At 44.5% G+C, this 15606-nt stretch carries 16 protein-coding genes and 1 riboswitch; of the genes, 2 read left to right on the forward strand and 14 right to left on the reverse strand.

Annotation, left to right across the window (positions count from 1 at the left end; all coding sequences use genetic code 11):
• Positions 1-21 precede the first annotated feature (21 nt).
• Positions 22-771 (reverse strand): DUF4123 domain-containing protein, encoded by a 750-nt coding sequence (locus tag CPY98_RS04490; RefSeq protein WP_096386501.1) that lies wholly within the window; start codon positions 769-771, stop codon positions 22-24.
• A 594-nt stretch (positions 772-1365) separates the two neighbouring features.
• Here CPY98_RS04490 and CPY98_RS04495 point away from each other — a divergent pair.
• Positions 1366-2370, forward strand: coding sequence for a dihydroxyacetone kinase subunit DhaK (locus CPY98_RS04495; protein WP_096386503.1), 1005 nt, complete (start codon positions 1366-1368; stop codon positions 2368-2370).
• Between the two features lies 1 nt (position 2371).
• Positions 2372-3007, forward strand: a complete 636-nt coding sequence (gene dhaL, locus CPY98_RS04500; RefSeq protein WP_096386505.1) for a dihydroxyacetone kinase subunit DhaL — start codon at positions 2372-2374, stop codon at positions 3005-3007.
• Positions 3008-3054: 47 nt separating this feature from the next.
• Here dhaL and CPY98_RS04505 read toward each other — a convergent pair whose 3' ends face one another.
• The 13 genes from CPY98_RS04505 to cobD form a co-directional block, all read right to left on the reverse strand.
• Positions 3055-3321, reverse strand: a complete 267-nt coding sequence (locus tag CPY98_RS04505; RefSeq protein ID WP_096386507.1) for an HPr family phosphocarrier protein — start codon at positions 3319-3321, stop codon at positions 3055-3057.
• A 19-nt stretch (positions 3322-3340) separates the two neighbouring features.
• Entirely contained in the window at positions 3341-3988 is a 648-nt protein-coding gene (locus tag CPY98_RS04510) for a dihydroxyacetone kinase family protein (RefSeq protein WP_096386510.1), read from the reverse strand.
• 5 nt (positions 3989-3993) lie between these two features.
• Positions 3994-5010, reverse strand: coding sequence for a dihydroxyacetone kinase subunit DhaK (locus CPY98_RS04515; protein ID WP_043491327.1), 1017 nt, complete (start codon positions 5008-5010; stop codon positions 3994-3996).
• 129 nt (positions 5011-5139) lie between these two features.
• A complete protein-coding gene (locus CPY98_RS04520; RefSeq protein ID WP_096386512.1) occupies positions 5140-5796 on the reverse strand; it encodes a class II aldolase/adducin family protein in 657 nt (218 codons plus the stop codon).
• A gap of 69 nt (positions 5797-5865) precedes the next feature.
• A complete protein-coding gene (locus CPY98_RS04525; RefSeq protein ID WP_096386515.1) occupies positions 5866-7935 on the reverse strand; it encodes a BglG family transcription antiterminator in 2070 nt (689 codons plus the stop codon).
• Positions 7936-7988: 53 nt separating this feature from the next.
• On the reverse strand, positions 7989-9389 hold the full coding sequence (locus CPY98_RS04530; protein ID WP_043491335.1) for a PTS galactitol transporter subunit IIC: 1401 nt from the start codon (positions 9387-9389) through the stop codon (positions 7989-7991).
• A 92-nt stretch (positions 9390-9481) separates the two neighbouring features.
• On the reverse strand, positions 9482-9760 hold the full coding sequence (locus CPY98_RS04535) for a PTS sugar transporter subunit IIB (protein ID WP_043491338.1): 279 nt from the start codon (positions 9758-9760) through the stop codon (positions 9482-9484).
• Positions 9757-10281 carry a PTS sugar transporter subunit IIA gene (locus tag CPY98_RS04540; RefSeq protein WP_025800471.1) on the reverse strand — a complete coding sequence of 175 codons (525 nt, stop codon included), beginning with the start codon at positions 10279-10281 and terminating at the stop codon, positions 9757-9759. Before CPY98_RS04540 ends, CPY98_RS04535 begins: the two co-directional genes overlap by 4 nt.
• A 306-nt stretch (positions 10282-10587) precedes the next feature.
• Complete coding sequence (locus CPY98_RS04545) at positions 10588-11565, reverse strand: DMT family transporter (RefSeq protein ID WP_043491341.1); 978 nt, start codon at positions 11563-11565, stop codon at positions 10588-10590.
• Between the two features lie 98 nt (positions 11566-11663).
• The gene (locus CPY98_RS04550; protein ID WP_096386517.1) at positions 11664-12485 is read right to left on the reverse strand and encodes an AraC family transcriptional regulator; all 822 of its coding nucleotides are present in this window, start codon (positions 12483-12485) and stop codon (positions 11664-11666) included.
• A 127-nt stretch (positions 12486-12612) separates the two neighbouring features.
• Positions 12613-13167 carry a Dps family protein gene (locus CPY98_RS04555; RefSeq protein WP_025800474.1) on the reverse strand — a complete coding sequence of 185 codons (555 nt, stop codon included), beginning with the start codon at positions 13165-13167 and terminating at the stop codon, positions 12613-12615.
• A 163-nt stretch (positions 13168-13330) separates the two neighbouring features.
• A complete protein-coding gene (locus tag CPY98_RS04560) occupies positions 13331-14194 on the reverse strand; it encodes a GHMP kinase (RefSeq protein ID WP_043491346.1) in 864 nt (287 codons plus the stop codon).
• Entirely contained in the window at positions 14187-15266 is a 1080-nt protein-coding gene (cobD, locus tag CPY98_RS04565; RefSeq protein ID WP_043491348.1) for a threonine-phosphate decarboxylase CobD, read from the reverse strand. The genes CPY98_RS04560 and cobD overlap by 8 nt, the downstream gene beginning before the upstream one ends.
• 128 nt (positions 15267-15394) lie before the next feature.
• Positions 15395-15591: riboswitch (cobalamin riboswitch) on the forward strand.
• Positions 15592-15606: the final 15 nt, after the last annotated feature.

A 15606-nucleotide genomic window follows, 5' to 3' on the forward strand; every position in this document is an offset into this window, starting at 1 on the left:
GAAATCAATCAAAGCATGTAGTTAAGAGGTCAATGAAGCTAATAGCGCGGCCATTAACTGGTCGATTTGTCCTGAATGCAGATCGCTGTAACGGCATAGCTGTTCGGCTTTGCGGCGCAGCAGTGACTCCGGCATTGCGCTGTGTATTTCAGGATGGTTTTCACGCAGCAACTGCATAAGGTTGTGCACCAATGGCGCTGGATTTTCAGCGAGTATCTGGTTGAGCAAAGGCTGGGGTACGTGCCACCATGGAGAGGAACGCAGTGGGTAATCTGAGGGCAGCGTGAAGGTAAAGGCTTTTCCCGCCACCCAGTAGTTGGAAAAAACCGGTAACACGTAGCGCCAGTCGTCGCCTAAAAATTCAAGATGCAGGCGAAAATAACGTTCGTCCCAGTAGCGAAAAAATACCGCTTGGCCATTCGGCATGAACACCTGCGTCAGGCTGGCCATGTGCTGCACGATGGTTTCTTCAGGCAAAGGAGAAAGCGCTAACCAGCCCCAACCCGGTTCAGCCTGATTTTTAACCCATGATAAAAAAGCGCTGTAGGGTGAAAGCTCAACCAGCATGGGCATCACGGGATACCAGTTGGCATAAGGCGTACCTGCATACAACCCATCGGGGGTACGCCGCCCGTCGAGCTTGTAATAGGCTTTTAATCCTGCTGCACCGTTGGTGCTAGCCAGAACGGCATAAAGACGCGAGCTACTGGTTGAGGCGTTGGCTATCCATTCAGCGATGTCGATGTGAGGATCCTGCTGCTTTCCATGCATATCACAGACCTGTATTTCTTCAATTCAATCCATGCCCATCCAGCGCTGAAAATCATTAAGTTATCCCTGCTTATTCGATAACTTAATTTTTAAGAGTGGGGGCGTTTTTCCGAAGAATTAATATAACTGTTGGAATTGATGGTGGGTGAGAATTCTTGATGAGGGTTTTTCTTTTAACTGTTTGTATTTTAATGTTTAATTTATTTTTAAAGTTAAAAGTAAGTCAGGCTAATGTTTAGAGGCGGTAATGGGTTTTAGGTGGATTTTACATTCTGCTCGACATTTTATGAGAAATAATTACCGCCGGTGTTATCAACTTTAACTAAATCATGGAAGCTCTGTTCAGAAAGATGCAGATATCATATAGAGTATAGAATAGAGGGAATAGCTTTTGAGTAATACTGCTTCAGACTATATCAAAAATAGCTTATATACGAAAAAGTTGACGTAACAATAATGCGCCATGGGTAGGATATTAATTGTCATTAATGGTAGTGGCTCAATAAAAATGTATTAAATAGAATGAAAATAGCTATTGGTCTTTATGCTAGAAGATTCTTTATGTAAACATTAATTTATAGAGCGGATAATAATATGCGAAACCCCAAAAAAATATTGAATAACCCTGAAGATTTACGCCATGAAATTATGCAGGGAATAGTTTATGCTTACCAAGGGGAAATGATTTCTATCGATGAGTTTTCGGCTGTTTATCGTCAAGGTATTAATCCAGAACAGGTGGTTATCATCAGCGGCGGAGGAAGTGGTCATGAACCTACCTTCGCTGGATTCATCGGCGCTGGGGGCATTGATGGCTGTGCATTAGGGGAAGTTTTTACTTCTCCTTCACCCGATCAAATTATCGCGGTAGCTAAAGCAACACATAAGAATAATGGTGTGCTCTTCCTTTATGGGAATTATTCTGGTGACAGTATGAATTTTGATATTGCAGCAGAAATATTAGCGGATGAGGGTATTGAAACGCGCACTGTGAAAGCAACCGATGATATTGCCTCTGCACCTTTAGATCGAATATCGGATCGGCGTGGCGTCGGTGGCATTATGTTTTTATATAAAATTGCTGGCGCGGCGGCACAATATAAAAAATATGATCTCTCCCAATTGCAAGACGTAGTGGTAAAGGCGAACTTTAATACCTGCACTATTGGCGTCGCTTTAAATGGTTGCGCGTTGCCGCAATCTGATTCATTTAATTTTATTCTGGGTGACGACGAAATCGAAGTCGGTATTGGCATCCATGGTGAGCCGGGACTCTACCGCCAAAAATTGACGACGGCAGATGAGATTGTAGACGTCATGATTGAACGCTTATGCAAGGACAGAGCTTTTCAAGTAGGTGATCGCCTGTGTGTAGCCGTGAATAATTTGGGGGCGCTCAGTAATACAGAATTATTGGTGATCGGCCGCAGAGTAGGGATGGCGCTGGACGCTCGTGGTTTAGAAACCCACGACGTAGTCATTGGCCATTTTTGTACATCGCTGGAAATGTCTGGTTTTTCTATCAGTCTAATGTTGCTTGATGATGAACTACAGTCGCTCTACGACATGCCGCATTCTACGTTAGGTTGGAGTAAATAAAATGAATACCTCGCAGTTAAAGCAAATGATGTTATCAACCGCACACCAGATGATTGCGTGTGAACCCATGCTGACTGAATTAGATCAAGCGATTGGCGACGGCGATCATGGTATAGGCATGAAACGAGGTTTTTCGGCGCTGGTTAAACTCATTAATGACCAAACTTTTCAGCCACTAAACGTTGGGGAATGTTGGATTCAGATGGGGACTACGCTAATGACGTCTATGGGAGGAGCCTCTGGTGCAGTGTTTGGCACACTATTTCGCGCAGGAGGTAAAAGCTTAGCTGGCGAAACCGAATTTAGCTCTGTGTCGTTAGCACGTTGGTTGAATCAAGGATGGCTTGCGGTGCATGCGCGTGGAGGTGCGAAGCCTGGAGATAAAACGATGGTCGATGCGTTAGCTGCAGCCGCAGGAGTTGCAAACTCAGCGCAGTCTTTATCGTTGAGCGAAGCGCTAACCCGTTGTGCCGAGGCCGCAGACCAAGGAGCTGAAAGAACTAAAATGATGGTGGCATCCTTTGGAAGGGCAAAAAATTTGGGAGATAGAGCAATAGGGCATTGCGATCCGGGGGCTGTCTCTATGGCACTTATCCTACGATTTATGGCGCAATATGCCGAGAATGAGGTGGGCTAATTATATTATCAGCTAGCGGCCACACGGTGTAGCCGCTAGCTGTTTGATTAATCAAACCCAAAACCACGTGCAAAAAGCTGCTTTAACTCCCGCATAGCACACTCTTCATCTTGTCCTTCACAGATAATTTCGACCTGAGCGCGACCCTTAATCCCTGCGCCTAGAATCCCCATGATGCTTTTTGCTTTGATCGTTTTTCCGTTATAAACCAGCTCAATACGTGATTGGAAATTCCCTACAGCTTTAGCAAGAACCCCAGCGGGACGGGCATGAATACCGGTTTGATTACCCACGGTGACAGTTTCTTTTAGCATGAAAAAACCCTCTTTATCGTCAGTCTTGGGCTAAAAAATTATTCGCAAACATGCAATACCCGCTGACTAACAGTTGGGCAACATAGGCACCAGGATCAAGCAGCGACCGCGACCGTTCCCCGTGCGTTGCGGCGCGCCCATGTTTTGCTACCAGCGTGGTAGTGTTTTGTACGCCTAGTTTTGCTTCTTCATAAGCGAATTGAGCAATAGCCCCCCAACTCTGTGCCTTTGCATCTTGTTTGTTAAGTACGCTTATTGCGGGAAACAGACCATCAAGAAACGTCTTCTCGCCAAGTTGAGCTTTACCGCGATTTTGCACACCGTCGTAAAAGGCTTGAAATAAGCGGCCAAAATCCTCGCTTTTGAGTAGAGTTTTTCCTTTAAATTTTTTGCCTACCTCAATAAGACCTGAAGCCATTAAGGTTCCCATAGTGGAGGGGACTGCGGAGGACATAGTTTTTCCCGCGAGATAGAAAAACTTCCCAATATCAGTTTCGTCGCTGCGAGATACAGCATGATAGGCGGCGCCGAAGCCATCGCTCATGGTGAGGCCGAGATCTCCATCACCGACTATGCTATCCATTTCAATCAACTTTTCTTTTTGGGCCGACATAATATCCGCCCATTGAGCAAATAGTAATTTAAGCTGGCTGGCTGTCAGGTTCATATTATCTATTCCCCCTGAAATTGCTTAAACATAGGCGTATTGGCTTCATGTACCAACAGCTGTTTCAGTTCATCATCTAAGCGCATTAAACTGATCGATAACCCGGCCATTTCCATTGCAGTGGCATATTCGCCAACATAGGTTTTGAATACTTTTATTCCAGCATCTTTCAGTGTTTGATTGGCTCTTCCATAGACTAAATAAAGCTCTTCTAGAGGTGTTGCGCCGAGTCCATTGATCAGGATGGCTACTTCATCACCGGCATGTAGCGGGTAGTCTGCAAGCAGGTTACCCATTAGTTCATCAACAATGTTGTTAGCTGGTAGTTTCTCTCCACGACGAATACCGCTTTCGCCGTGAATACCAATGCCAATTTCCATTTCATCATTGCCAATATGAAAACTTGGCTTGCCTATGCGAGGAACAATACAGGGAGAAAGTCCAACGCCGATGGTTCTAATGTTATTGCAGGCTTTTTGCGCAATACGCTGGACGTTGGCTAAATCTAACATTTGTGCGGCAGCGGCACCGGCACATTTATACGCAAAAAAGATGCCCGCAACGCCACGGCGACGGCTTGGTTCACCAGTTGATGCCGGTGGGCAAGCAATATCATCGCCAGCGATAACGGTGGCCGTGACGATATTACTTTCGAACTCAGCCATTTCTGCAGCCATATCAAAATTGAAAATATCACCGTTATAGTTGCCATACAGATAGAGTACGCCTGCGCCTGAATCGACGGCCTGCGTGATTGATAAAATTTGCTCAGGACTAGGAGATTGGAAAACATCGCCAACACCACAACCGTCAAGCATACCTTTTCCTACATAGCCAAGAAAAAGGGGTAAATGTCCAGAGCCTCCACCGGTAACGATGGCGACTTTGCCTAGATGTTTATCGGTAGAGACTAAGCAATGCAGATCGTTATTAACAAAATTAAACTTTCCGGCGTGAGCGAGATAAATTCCATTTAATACTTCGGGAATAAAGTCTTCTGGTGAATTAATAAATTTTTTCATATTGTTTCTCAATGGAGTTAAAACAATAACTGCTATTGTGATATTAAGTAGCCTGCGCAATAGAATAGAGCGCAGGCTAATGCCGACCTGGTGTTGGCTGGGAGTAATTTATTGAAATAAAGTAATTAATTAGAATTTGATTTCTTTAGGATAAGCCCAACTCTGTAACTCATGAGGAGGGAAACTTTCTGGCTCTTTACCACCGTTGATCTGTAATGCATGGTAATATATTTCAGCCATTTCCTCGATGTAAGCCGACTTTAATACGGCCTCATACGGTTCTTTGTCTACCCCAATAACACCGTGTTTTTCCATTAAGATCGCATCTGCACGTAAAATGGGCTCGATAACGCTGGTGGAAAGTGCAGGCGTTCCGGGTCTGCCATAAGGTGCAACAGGAATAATGCCATCTTTTAAATTTAAAATTGCACATTCGTATACGATTGCTGGGATCGGTTTATTCAGTACTGCAAATGAAGTCGCAAAAATTGAATGAGTATGTGATATGGCAAATACATCTTGACGAGCTTTATAGATCTCAATATGCATTAGGCATTCGCTAGTAGGGCGAAGGCCTGATTCACTTTCAATAACGTTGGCATTAATATCCATAACAACAATGTCTCGTGGCGTGAGTACAGATTTATCAATCGTTGTCGGGGTGACGAGAATATATCCTTTTTCTTTATCTCGTACGCTAGAGTTTCCTGCTTTATGTTTACATAAACCCCATTGTTGGGCCATTTTGGCCATTTCTACCACTTGTTTTTTCTGAACTTCTAACATGATATATATCCTATAGTCAGAATGACGGAGATAGTGGCAATAAGTAAATGCCACGCAGTGTGATGTATATTAACAATACACAGAAAGATGCTGCAGTAACGCTTCTTTGTTTCCCGAATTGCGGATCTTTTCTCCGCCATCATTAAATTCAAGAAATTCGTTAAGTTGTGCTAGTGCTTTTAGGTGTTTTTGTGGGTTATTGGTAGCAAGAACAATAATAATGTCGGCTTGCATATAACCGGCAATATTAATTTTTTCTGGTAAGCGTAGCAGGGACATACAGATTTTATTTACGCCATCATCCACGCCTGCATGAGCAATAATGAGCCCCTCGGCCAACATGATATATGGTTGTTCAATAGAGATTTTATCAATCATAGTGGTGATGTAACGGGTTTCAAGCAGTTGTTCAGCTAGCAACGGAGCTGCTGCCTTGGCAATGGATTGCTCCCAAGACAAAGTATTTATATCTTGAAAATAAAGGTGTTCATTGCACAATAGTTCACTCAGTGACGGAGTTTCAGTGGTTAAAGAATGCGGCTGACATTCTGAACTGCTTTCGTCGTAAATATAGCTGGTTAGCTCTTTTTGTAAGCCACTTCTATCATGGATGTTGCCATATTTTTCAAGTATCAATAGTAATTCCTCTACTTGGATAATATGTGGATCTACACCTTGTAGTGAACTAATGACTTGATGACGAAATGTATTTTTATGAAAGCTGTTAATCGCAGGATTCACGACGAATAATATTTTATCCGTCTTAACGAAAGTCGTGGAGAAAACGATATCATAATGGCGGGAGTATTTTTCAAACTCTCTGCGTGACATCATTTCGATAAAATGCAGCTCTGGCAATAAAACCTGCAATGTTAAATAAAGATAAGTTGAGACAGTTGCACTATTTTCGCTAACGACAATTGCTGTTTTTTGCGTTTTGATTTGATTAATAAGCCCTTCTCGTGTGAGCCAGCCGCCAAATAAAACGGTTAAGAAAGCAACTTCCTCATTGGGTACTTCGCAGTGTAATATTTTTTCAAATGGCAACACTGCGCGACGTACCATCTCATGAAGATGATTAAACTCTTTCGCAACTAAATCATACACGCTATTGGCATTGATGTTAGTCAGATGATAGCGGATGCGATAATAAGCAGGTTTCCAGTGTTGATAGATCTTCTCGATTAACTCACTCTTTTCTTTGATAGTAATACAGCTAATTTTTTCAAAGTTATCAACTACCACAACTACACTTTCAAGTAGTAGCGTATCCAAATGAAAATATTTATCCGAAATTGTTTGAATATTTGAGCTTTGAATAATTGCAGTCAGAAATATATGTTCGTTATATTGAATTATTCCCATTTTGTGAATAATGTTTTGCATAATCTTGAAATCACGACCATGGGTGATTTCACTGTAGGTATCAGGAAGGAATTCTACTGTTTTTCCATGATTTATACGATGTTGGATAAAACAAATAAAATAGATTAGCTCTTGTAGTTGTTGATCGGTAAATTGAATTTTTAAGCATTTTTCAATCTCGCTGAAAAAATTACCAACCTGTTCAATGTGTTCAGAGATAACGTTGTTATATTGCGAAATAATGCTTTTAGCTATAGGGAGCATGAGAATGCTACGCAATGTACTGAGAAGAAGATAGCGTTTTTTAATTTCCTCACCCGCAACGTGATACCCTTGTTCACGGTTATAGCGAATTTTCAAGCTATACTGGCTAACACTTGATTTTATTTTCTTGATATCGTTAATAATGGTGTTTTGGCTAACGTTAAGTGCTGAAGTAAGATGTAATAAAGATAAACGTTCTTCTCTAGTTAGCAAAAAGAAAATAATTAATTTCCCGCGCTCTTCTTCTGCGAAAAGATAGCGATTATTAAATATGATGTCTTCTTGATGACGAAAGTTTTCTATAACGTGTTTGGGAACATGAAGTTTTCCTGTTTTTAATCGAGTGATAGTTTCAAAATGGTTTGATTCAAGGTAATCATTAATTTTTTTAATAGTGTAGCTTAATTGCTTGCGCGTTAAATTAAATTCAGACTCAAGCGCTACACCCGTGATACTAGGATCGCTCACAATCGCATCAAGTACGGTGAAGACTCGTTTATCTACAGCCATATGCAAGATCCTCGTATGTTAAAGGTGACACCAGCGCTCTGTCTTTTTAGCCGTTACGCCTCTGGTACCTGATTTACTTCAATGCTTGTTGTTTCTTGAGCTGTTTCTTTTCTTAATTCTTGCGCATAGAAAAAGTAACTACATGCCCAGAACACCGCTAACAGCAGTGGAATAAAACTTCCTTGCAAGAATTTGAATAAAAACGAGAATGCATAAGTAAAAACAGGGCCATCAATGGAACTATTGGAGATTAACTGTCCTGCAGGAATGTTAATAGCTTTAGTCGCAAGTCCTAGTTCTGTAATCATTGGCGCAAACTGAGTGCCAACAAATAGGAAGAATGGAATGCCAATAATACTGAGGATAACCATACGTAAAGTATTGCCTTTGGTAACCAGATAAGCGGGTACAATCAAGGCAATATTAATAATCCCGGCAAAAGGCAGTATCTTATTTCCGGGTAGAATAACGGCCCAGACAAGGGTTAATGGGATAGCTACAATGACTGCAAACCAAATTTCGCTTGCCCCCCCCATAAACGGCCAATCAATACCGATAAACAGTTTTCTACCTGAAAATTTGTTATTCATGTAGGTACTAATCGCTTCGGAGATTGGAGAAAGAGCTTGCATGAATAGCTTCGAAATCATAGGGAATAACATTAAAGCAGTAGCTGCTTGTACCCCGAGCATTAATGTTGCTGCAAGACTGTATCCGGCGATAATTCCAAACATGATACCTAGGAGAAAACCAATAGTATGGTTTTCAGCAAATACGCCCACCTTCTGGCGTAAAGCAGCCGCATCCATCGGCTTATTTAATACTGGGATTTTGCGTAGCAGTAGGTCGAAGGGATAATAGATGGCACCAAAAAAAACCATCCGATGGGTACAGGTTACACTGGGGATACCGGTCAGCTTTTCTATTCGATGCTGATGAATATCACCAGCATTCAGTTCCATGACAATTTGGAATGCGGCAATAATAAATGCCAGTGCCAAGCTCCAACCACGACCAAATATTGGTGTGGTCACGCTAATCACAATGAACGCAGTGAATATTTTTCCCCAAACGTTCCAGAGGTCAGCATTAAACGTGTTGGTTTTGTTGCCCATAAGCATCAGGATATTGACCCCTACCTGTAACGGGAACATGGCAAAAGCATAGGGCCATGCCCATGAGATATTTGCCATGGTCGTCCAACCGCCATCAATGATGCTTAACTCAAGCCCTGTACGTTTCATCATCGTTTGAGCCGCAACACCAATAGCTCCAACCATAAAGCTAATAAGCATACTCATGCCGACGAAAGCTACGCCGAGGGTGATAGCCGCTGATGCTGCATCTTTAAACTTCATGCGAACGATTAAGCCCGCAATTAGCATAATGAGAGGAACGAAAACTGGTGCACCTAAAGCTAGAATATAATTTATAATTGTACTGAGAAAGTTCATCGCTTTACTCCGTTACTTTATTTTTTAATCAATCCTATCATTTATTTCTTTCGCTGATTTTTGTTAGCAAGAAATTTCATTTATCAATATGATTATTTACATGCGTTAATTATTTTTTGTAACTCGACCTCCATTCCAATGCCGGTAAGAAATGCAATGCCGTTAATAACGGGGATGGGATACTCCTTATCTACTTTTGTAATGGCAACATACGCAAGACTATCCTTGATATGTGTATCTAGAGATTTAAGGTCAATGACTTCGACGTTAATATCACTAAGATTTTTCTCTTTTAGTAGCCGTGAAACTTTGCTTGCCACCGTTTGTGATGTTGCTACGCCACTTCCGCAAGCGACAATGATTTTTTTCATTTTATATTTTCCTCGTTATTAATTGTAATGGCTGATTTAAGCAGTTTTACTAAAGAGGCTGGTGTTGGTGCTTGATTCATTTTTTGAATAAAGTCTTCATCACTGAGGCACTCCATGAGCGTTTGTAATAGTGTGATGTGATGATTTTTATCTATAAATCCTAGTAGAAAGATGAACTTGGCTTCAAGCTCGTTATCGTCATTTGCCATTTCATGCCACGCAATTTCATGATGTAAGCGTGTTACGCAAATAAATGGTCTTATCACATGCTCAGTATCAGTATGTGGTAAAGCAACGACATAGGGGTGGGTAGGAAGTGCTGTGGGATATAGTTTCTCCCGCTGTTTAATAGCAGATAAAAAAGAATCGCGCACATAGCCACGATTTTTCAATGATAGAAATATAGAGTCAAAGTAATCATTTTGATGTTGAAAGGAACTTTCTATAAAAGTGAGTTCCTCGAAGAAATAGGCATCGGGATCTGAATGCGTATCCATATTATCTATAGCGACTATGGTCATAAAATTAGCCTTACTTAAAAGCTAGGAGTTGTAATGATATTAATCATCCGAGAAAGCTATGACGAATACTATCGATAACAAAAAATGCCCTATACATTGAGCATCATATTAACTTGTGGGAATTTGATCTGGTTCACTAATTTATAATTAGTAAGTGCGAAATAAAGATAGAATATGTAACTGATGTCACATTATAGAATTTAAAGGAGGGAGGCTTAGGGGAATAAACTTCCCCTAAATTTATCCGGACTAGATTATTTCAAAAATTTTAGTGAGAGCATCATTTAAATACCTTTATTAAATGATTTACTGACTATTATCTGACGTTTGCAACGGAACGATCACCACCGGCGTGGGTTTTACTTTCATGGCGCTCATCACGCCGATGACCAAGCACACCACACCGGCCAGCGTCAGCAGCGGTGGCCATTCGTGTCGCCAGATAAAGGCATAGCTCAGACCTGCGAGGGTTTCAAAAACGATCAACGGCCCGACTTTAGCGGTTGGCAGGCGTTGGCTAGCTTGATTCCAACACAGCGTTCCCAGCCATGAGCACAGCAAACCGATGGTGAGCATCAGGCCAATAAATACCGCCGGACGTGGGCCAAATGGCATAGGGAAATCATCGGCGGTTATGGCGGAGTGCCCCCAAACCAGCAAATATCCCACTACCGCCAGCGGCAGCGTTACTAATCCCTGTGCGGTGGCCCATGTAGTCGGGCTTTTATCGGGATGCGTGCGTAGCCAGCTTGCGTTACGCATTGGATACCAGGTCCAGCACACCACGCCGATGAAGGCCAAGATCAAACCGGTGACGTAACGGAACATATCAGTGGGTGCGTGCGCGCTCTGTAGTTCCGCCACGTTGACGCATCCCAATCCTAAAGCAATCAATAGCAGCGAGGGGGCTAGGAGACGCCACGATAATTTTCCGTCCCGATGGCTATATTTCAGGTTTGCGCTTACGGAAATCACCACCGGTAAGGTGCCAATAATCATGGTGCTGACCGGTGCGCCCGTGCGTTGGATCGCGCTGGCTAAGCACAGGTAATAGATGAAATTCCCCACGATGGTGAGCTTAAGGGCTTCAATCCAATCGTTGCGTACCAACTGACGTAGACGATGGCGATCGTGCCACGCCAGCGGCAGCGCAATCAGGCCAAAAGCCAGATAGCGACCGACGGATTGCAAACTGGCAGGGTATTCCGGCACGATGAGCGGCCCCACGAAAATCAGTCCCCACATCAGCCCTGCGGTCAGCGCGTATAGCACGCCTATTAACATCTTTCTTAACTCTTCAAAGGGATTATGCAGCAAGTCTAGAAGGCGAAGAGGAAAGCGTCTTGTAGCAGATTGCTGTTTAGGTAAAAACAGTTGAAAAATTAACGTACCTGTTTTTGATAACGAGCGGGCGTGACGCCGTAAAAGCGGTTAAAAGCGCGGGTAAGATGAGCTTGATCGGTGAGGCCAACGGCGGCGGCGACCTGTGCGGGCGGTAAGCCTCGGGTTAACAAATTTTTAGCCTCATAGAGCCGATACGCCATCAGCATTTGCTGCGGCGTGACATGGTACTGCGCCTTAAACTGACGCAAAAAATGATAGGGGCTAAGATCGACCAACTGCGCCAATTCGGGCAACGTCATACGCCGATCTAAATGGGCGCGAAGATACTCTTTTACCGAGGTAAAGCGCTGCGGAGCATCAAGTTTCAGCGTTTGTGGTGCCTTGGCCCAATGGCGCGTTAATGTCAGCAGTTCACTCAGCAAACTGGATTGCGCGAGGGGTTCATCGTTTTGCCACAGGGCATTTATCAGCGAAGTGGTAGTTCGGGCCAACTGAGGATGATGATTTACCGCGTCGTTAAACCACCAGCCAGATTCGCCGCTCACCTCAGACAAAATTTCGGGTGTGAGATAAATCATGCGGTAGCGCCAGCCACCTTCGGTACCTGATTGGCCGGTATGTAGTTCGTCTGGGTTCATCAATACCAACGAGTCCGCTGGCGCAACGTGGTTCACACCGCGATAGCGAAAACGCTCGGCACCATACTCAATCGCGCCAATACCATAGGCTTCATGCGTATGCGGCTCAAATTCATGATGTTCAATATGCGCGCGATACACCTCAACGCCGGGCAAATGGGCGAAGTGTTTAAACTGGGCGCGATCTCGGTCATCGATAAATTGGGCTGGAACGCCGTGCATAACAAGTCTCTGGTCTACAGACAGTGGTAATGAGTAGGAGGTAAACCGTAACTATAGCGGAATTAGAGGTGCTGAAAATAAAAAAGCAGACCCAAAGGTCTGCTTTCGCGTTTATCAAAAGGAAAAACTAGTGACCAGAAGTTTGTGATTGGCGGCAAGCTTCAAACAGGAACCACACGCGGCGTTCGGTTTGATCGACCCAGTTTTCAATCAGGCTGGTGGTTGAAACATCATTATGCTCACTACATACCACATGCGCCGCACGCAGTTCAGCGGCCAGCAGCTTGTTGTCTTCACACAGTTCAGCCAGCATATCCAGCGGCTCAACATACTCGGCGTTGTTATCTTTAATGCGCTGCATTTTAGAAATCTGACCGATAGAGTGCAGGGTCATGCCACCGACTTTACGCACACGTTCAGCAATTTCATCGGTCATTGCGAATAGCTCTGCGCCTTGTTCGTCCAACAGCAGATGATAGTCACGGAAGTGCGGACCGCTCATGTGCCAGTGGAAGTTTTTAGTTTTTAAATAAAGCGCATAGATATCAGCAAGGATGGCGTTCATTGCACCGCTAATGTCTTTGGTGGCCTCAGCGCCCAAATCACTTGGGGTGGCTAGAGGAGTGAACTGACGTTTTTTTGCGTCACCGACTTTGCTTTTTTCCAGTTTTGGTGTGCTCATCTTTATCATCTCCTAAAGGTCTTGATAGATTCACAAATTGCCGTCTAGTAACTGTTTAGTACCGAGTCAGTATAGATCATCCTCACAAAATTAGAGTTTTATATGTATGACAATTATTGCCTATCATGTACGTGAATGTGTACGCTTTTGGCATTTATGCCGCTCAGCGTACGCCCCCTAAGGTGGTATGCAGCAGCCTAACATGCGGATAAAAAACAAGAATATTTTTCACGCGCATCGCGTGAATTATTTTTTCTGGGTCATGAAGGTGCGTATCGAGCAACAAACCTACCACGCTGCCGCTGTGTGCGACGTTCAAGCCGAATAAACCGTGCTGCTCAACAATTTCTACAATGTCATTAAATGCCGGTTTGGGCAGCAAGGCCTGACTGGCTTGGGCGCTTAGCGTGGTGGCTGCGCCAATTTTATGGCGGTTGTTTTCTCGCATTCCTTCGGTGAGCAACCGATGCGCCCGTTTCAACTGCGGTGCATATTCCTGCAACAGCGCTTGGCGTGGGCGACGATGATAGTCTTCGGTGCGCAAACAATCAGGGCTTTCCAACAACAGCATGTCCCATTCTGGGCATCGCTCGTGTAGCGGCGTTTGCGTCAGTGCCTGTTGATGATCGAACAGCGTCGGCGCTTGAAAAATCGTGCTGTCGGTCGGTTCAATGCCAACGCACAGCGACGCTAATTCTTTTTCAGTCAGTTGCATACCGAAGTGACGTGCGGTCGCGATTGCACAGGCGGCGATGTCTGCCGTGCTGCTGGCCATCCCTTTTGCAACCGGAATAGAGGATTCAAACTCAATGCGCAACCCGGCTTCAAGCGAAGAGGGCAACGATAAATGCCGTAAAACCGCGCGCAATACCAAGCGCATGCGCGCGCGCTCGGTGGGCAACGGCGTTCCATCGCTCACTGCCACCGTGCTAAACCAATTGACCGGGCAAGAGACCAGCTTTTCGCCGCCTTGGATCCAGCCTTGAATTAACTCACCGCACGAGGCGGGACAGCGTGCTTCAGCCATGATGCAGAATCTGTGTTAGGGCGGCAAGCAGGCGATCGTTGTCCTGCGGGCTTTTAATCGCCACACGATAATAGTCGGCGTTTAGCCCCGGATAGTTGGCGCAGTGTCGGATCAAAATATGGTGTTTCAATAGCGCCTGCTGCAATGCGAGCTGGCTGTCGGTACAGCGTATAAAGATATAGTTAGCGACGGGACGCCATACTTTCAGCCGTGGCAATGCCGCTAGCGCGGAGAACACCCGAGGTTGTTCCTGTGCCAGCCAGCGATGGGTTGCTTCAATGTAATCGGTGTCCTGCAAGATAATTTCGCCCGCCAGCGCGGCAAAAGCATTGATCGTCCAAGGCTCTCGTTGCTGCTTCATTTGCGTCACTAACTCCGCATTGGCGCTAACTAAATAGCCTAATCGTAATCCCGGAATAGCGAAAAACTTGGTCAATGAGCGCAGCACATACAGCTGAGGATACTGCGCTAATAAAGGAATAAAGCCGGTTTCCGTAGGGACGAAATCCAGAAAGGCTTCATCAAGTATTAGAGCAATATTCAGCGTGCGGCAGCGATCGGCGATAGCTAAAAGCAGGTTTTTATCCGGCAGCAATCCGGTGGGATTATTGGGAGTGCATAAAAATAGGCAATCGAGATCGGGCGTCAGTGCATCAAGAATACGGGTATCAGGCTGAAATCCGTCGTCCTCATGCAACGCATAATCAACGATGTCGCAGTTTATCCGCGTTAGCGCACGGCGATACTCGGCAAAACCGGGCGTTAATAGCAGCGCTTTGGCGGGTTGCAGTTGGTTAATTAAAGCAAAGATCAACTCGGTTTCGCCATTGCCTGCCATCACCCAAGACTCTGGGCAACCATGGTGCTGAGCTAGCGCCGCGTGTAGCTTTCGATACTCCACATCGGGATATTTTTCAGCCACCGACATTTGCTCGATGATGGCGTGCTTGAGCGACTCGGGCATGCCGAGCGGATTGATGTTGGCGCTGAAATCAATGATGTCGTGCGGAGAAACGCCCAGAGTAAGCGCGGTTTCTAGCACGTTGCCGCCGTGCTGACTGCTGATGGCCATAGGTATTCTCACTGGTCCCTAAAAAGTTGAGATATGTTAACTCATTCACACTCCATTCTAGGCTTTTGTTGATCTCACAATGGGTATATCTGTGATGAATGCTTTAACTTATGTACCCAGATCATTTATAGAAAAGTATAAATACAGGTTTTTGACGCGCCGTAAGGGCGTCAGGAAGGAGGTGCGTATTGTGCAAATACAATTCCTCCGCAGCCCCCGCTGCTGTGATGCCGACGAACCCACAAGACGCCACTGATGAACATCGGGAAGGTGTGGGTAAGGATGACGCTAAGCCAGAAGACCAGCCTGTAAAACCCAATATTGGGATATCAACATCTAT

Origin of the sequence: Hafnia sp. CBA7124, assembly GCF_002355555.1 — a bacterium.
GTDB classification, from domain to species: Bacteria; Pseudomonadota; Gammaproteobacteria; order Enterobacterales; family Enterobacteriaceae; genus Hafnia; species Hafnia alvei.